The sequence below is a fragment of the Nocardia sp. NPDC004722 genome, from assembly GCF_053601505.1.
Window position 1 is genome coordinate 1 of record NZ_JBSGBY010000766.1, and the last position, 3,425, is coordinate 3,425.

A 3,425-nucleotide genomic window follows, 5' to 3' on the forward strand; every position below is an offset into this window, starting at 1 on the left:
GTCAGATACGTCCGGGCGCACTGTTCGAACGCCGCGAGCAGCCGGGTCCGGTCGTCGCCGCGCGTCGCGAGCACCACGTGGCTGGGTTCGACACCCCGCAGGGGGATCGCCACGAGATCGGGGCGCAGGGGCATCGGCCGCGCCGTCGCGGCGATGGTGATCCCCCGCCCGGCGGCCACCGACTCGAATCTCTCCTCCAGGTCGTCGACCTCGGGGCCCTCGGGTGCGCGACGGCCGTCGGGCCGGGGATCCAAGCGCCAGAACGCACTCCACACCGGATCGGACCCGCGCACCCGCACCAGCGGTTCGTCGGCGAAGTCCTCGATCGCCACCGATTCCCGGTGCGCCAGGCGATGGTCTCCGGGAACGACCAGCACCCGGGGTTCGTCGTAGAGGGCGATCACCCGCAGCCGGTCCGTGGGGAAGGGCATCCGGGCCACGACAGCATCCACCCGTCCCTCGAGCAGCGCGGCACGCGGCTCGGCCGAGTCCAGATGCACGGTGCGCACATCGCAGTCGGGGTACTCGTCGCGCAGCGCGCGCACGGCCGCGGTGATGATCAACCCGGAGGTGAACCCGAGGGTGAGGCGGCTGGGCGCGGCCGCGGCCCGCGTCCGCGCCACGGCGGCGTCACCATCGTGCAGGAGAGCCTGGGCGAGCGGCAGGAACACCGCACCGGCCGCGGTCGGTCGCGCGCCCTGCGGGGTGCGGTCCAGCAGCCGCACCCCCAACTGCCGTTCCAGGCGGGCGATCTGGCGACTGAGCGCGGGCTGGGTCAGGTGCATGACCTCGGCCGCCCGGCCGAAGTGCCCGTGTTCGGCCACCGTCGTGAAGCACCGCACGAGCCGCAGATCGAGGTCCGTGGGCGGCACGGGCGGCGGCGTCATGCCTCGAATGTAGTGGCTCCCGGCCGGTTCGACGGCGGTGAGCTCGAACGATGTCCGAAGCGGAACACGCTGTGCAGAACATTCATTGGACCGGCGCGCGGCCGCCTGCCGAATATGGCATCGACTGATAACTACGGCCGCAGAGGAATTCGCCCATGCTCGTCCTTCGAAGGCACCGACTGCTGGTCGGTGCGCTCGCGCTGTGCGCGGTGCTGCTGGGGGTGACGGTGTTCGTCGCCGTCCAGCGTGAGGGTCCCACCGGCCCGCTCGTCGTCGCCGTGTCGAACCCGCATCCCGAACTGGTCAGCGGCGAGCGAGTGCTGCTGCGGGTGTCCGGCGACGATCCGGTGCGCGTGCAAGCCGACGGTGCGGGCGCCGCGACGCTCGCCCGGCAGCCCGACGGCACCACCCTCGCCCTCGTGACCGGCCTGCGCCCGGGCCTCAACCGGATCACCGCCACCGCCGGCGGCCGATCCACCACGCTGACCGTGACCGACCATCCCGCCTCCGGCCCCGTGTTCTCCGGACCCCGGCAGCTTCCCTTCTATTGCGAGACAACGTCATTCGGCCTGGCCCCGGCCGTCCCGCCGCTGTGTGAAGCGCCTTCGACGGTCGGCTACCGGTATCGCACGACCGCGGGCGTGCTCGCACCGCTGCCCGACCCGGCCGCCCGGCCCGCGGACCTCGCCACCGCGACCGTCGACGGGCACACCGTGCCCTACATCGTGCGGGTGGAGACCGGCACGATAGACCGGGCCGTCTACCAGATCGCGGCCCTGTCCGACGGCACCGATCCCTCACCGCTACAGCGGGATTCGAGCTGGAACGGCCGCTTGATCTATACCTTCGGCGGCGGGTGCAACGGCGGCCACCAGCAGGCCGGCAGCACCGGCGGCGTCCTCGACGACCAGTTCCTGTCGCAGGGCTACGCGGTGGCCTCCTCCACTCTCAATGTGCTCGACAACAATTGCGGCACCGTCATTTCGGCGGAGGCGGCGATGATGGTCAAGGAGCATGTCATCGACACCTACGGCCCCGTGGCGCACACCATCGGCTGGGGCGGCTCCGGCGGCGGCATCCAGCAGTACGACCTCGCCGACGCCTATCCCGGCATCCTCGACGGCATCATCCCCGGCTACGGATTCCCGGACGTGCCGACCACCATGAAGGTGGTCGGCGACTGCCGCCTGCTCGATCGCTTCTTCGCCGGACCCGGCGGCGCGTTCACCGCCGAACAGCGGCGAGCGGTGACGGGCTTCCTGGATGCCGACAGTTGCGTGTCCTGGGACCACTTCTTCGCCGACCGCCTCACCGCCGCCGGGAGCTGCGACAAGCCGCTGCTGAGCCGTGATGCGCCGATCCCGGCCGCCGACATCTGGAACGCGGAGGCCAATCCCGGCGGGGTGAAGTGCGCCGGAATGGAGTCCTACGCCAACCAATTCGGCCGCGACTCGGCGACCGGCTTCGTGCGCGGCACCCTGGACAATGTCGGCGTCCAGTACGGGCTCGAGGCCCTGCGGGACGGGATCATCAGCGCGGACCAGTTCGTCGCGCTCAATGCCGCCATCGGCGGCTACGATCCCGCCGGGACGCCGGTGCCGGAACGGACCGACGCCGACCCGGACGCGCTGCGCGCCGCGTATCACGACGACATCCTGCTCGGGGCGGGCCTGGGCCTGGCGACCACGCCGATCATCGATCAACGTGTCGACATGAATACCGCTGGGCCGCTGTGGGATGTGCACACCACCGGGTGGGGTTTCGTCCTGCGCGACCGCCTGCTCCACGCGAACGGCTCTTCCGCCAATCAGGTGATCCTCGAGAACCGCAACACCCCCGCCGACTCCGCCGCCGCAGGCGCGTACGAACTCGCCGCGATGGATCGATGGCTGACCGCGCTCGACGCGGATCATTCAGGAAAGAGCCTGCGGGACAAGGTGATCGCGGACAAGCCCGCCGACCTGACCGACGGCTGCTTCCTCTCGCCCACAGACATCGTCCGGCAATCGCTCTCCGATCCGGGGACGTGCGCGAGCGCCTTCCCGGCCGGAACCGATCCGCGGCGGCAAGCGGGCGAACCAGGCCGGGAGAACATCCTGAAATGCGCGCTGCGCCCGCTCGACTTCACCTCCTATCCGGTCGCTTTCACCGCCGCCGAACAGGATCGGTTGCGTCAGGTGTTCCCGGCCGGAGTGTGCGACTACACCCGGCCGGGAGTCGGACAGGACCGGTCGCCCGGCACCTGGATCGACTACGGCGATCGGTAGGCGGTCCCCGATCGCCGGGTGATTACGCGGCGTCCGCCGGCAGCGGGGCTTGCCCCATGCGCCGGCGGCCGAACTCCGCGGAGGTGCGTACCGCCTGGAATCCGTAGTCGATCATGGCGGTTTCGTAGTCCCGCAGCGCCGCGACGATCTCGGCGCCGCGGGCGGCCTTACCCAGCTGTGTCGCGAGCAGGGCCGCGTCGCGCAGCGCGGTGTTGGCGCCCACGCCCACAGCCGGGCTCATGGCGTGGATGGCGTCGCCGAGCAGCGTGAC

At 71.0% G+C, this 3,425-nt stretch carries 3 protein-coding genes; 1 reads left to right on the forward strand and 2 read right to left on the reverse strand.

Annotated features, from left to right (window positions below; genetic code table 11):
- The coding region (locus ACWELQ_RS41460) for a LysR family transcriptional regulator (RefSeq protein ID WP_452402460.1) at positions 1-887 on the reverse strand (887 nt) is incomplete at its 3' end.
- A gap of 155 nt (positions 888-1,042) precedes the next feature.
- On the opposite strand from ACWELQ_RS41460, the gene ACWELQ_RS41465 reads away from it, so the two are divergent.
- Positions 1,043-3,154: a DUF6351 family protein gene (locus ACWELQ_RS41465; protein ID WP_452402461.1), complete on the forward strand. Its 2,112-nt coding sequence runs from the start codon at positions 1,043-1,045 to the stop codon at positions 3,152-3,154.
- A gap of 22 nt (positions 3,155-3,176) precedes the next feature.
- Here the strand turns inward: ACWELQ_RS41465 and ACWELQ_RS41470 are convergent.
- Positions 3,177-3,425: FAD-dependent oxidoreductase (locus ACWELQ_RS41470; RefSeq protein ID WP_452402462.1), on the reverse strand; the 249-nt coding region annotated here is incomplete at its 5' end.

Bases quoted from the DNA above. Each gene is read 5' to 3' on its own strand.
- ACWELQ_RS41465 (WP_452402461.1), top strand. From the start codon at position 1,043: ATGCTCGTCCTTCGAAGGCACCGACTGCTGGTCGGTGCGCTCGCGCTG.